Genomic DNA, 640 nt, shown 5'->3' on the forward strand with positions numbered 1-640 from the left:
CTTTGCCCTAACTATGATTGCGCCAAACAACCGTTACGTGAACGATGCAAAAGTTGCACAGGCTGCGGCGGCAATGTTGTCTAAGATTGGTATTAAGGTTGATCTGAAAACCATGCCAAAAGCGCAATACTGGCCAGAGTTTGATAAGTGTGCGGGTGACATGCTGATGATCGGTTGGCACTCAGACACTGAAGACTCTGCGAACTTCAACGAGTTCCTAACAATGACTCGTAACGAAGAGACAGGTCGTGGCCAGTACAACTGTGGTTACTACTCAAACCCAGAAATGGACAAAATTGTAGACGCAGCGAACGTGGAAACGGATCCAGCGAAACGTGCAGAAATGCTAAAAGGCGTTGAAGCGACGCTTTACAACGACGCAGCATTTGTACCGCTACACTGGCAAAGTGAAGCGTGGGGCGCGAAGTCTAACGTGAAAGCAGCAGACATTGTGAACCCAATGGTTATGCCTTACTTCGGTGACCTAGTGGTTGAATAATCACATGATGTAGTTAGAAGGAGGGGACGTATTCCCTCCTTCATGAGCTTCTCTCAAGGGATGCTTGATGAGGCTCATCACTCAGCTCAATTTTGTTTCAGTCGGATTGAGCGAGTTTTACAGACTGAATTTTCTCTCTAA

1 protein-coding gene is annotated in these 640 nt (G+C 46.9%); it reads left to right on the forward strand.

Going from position 1 to position 640, the window contains the following annotated elements; genetic code table 11:
- Positions 1-499 (forward strand): ABC transporter substrate-binding protein (locus R7035_RS25215; protein ID WP_318146325.1); only part of this gene is annotated, 499 nt, incomplete at its 5' end.
- Between the last annotated feature and the right edge of the window lie 141 nt (positions 500-640).

This window comes from Vibrio sp. 1731, assembly GCF_033339955.1.
In the GTDB taxonomy this organism is placed as follows: Bacteria; Pseudomonadota; Gammaproteobacteria; order Enterobacterales; family Vibrionaceae; genus Vibrio; species Vibrio alginolyticus.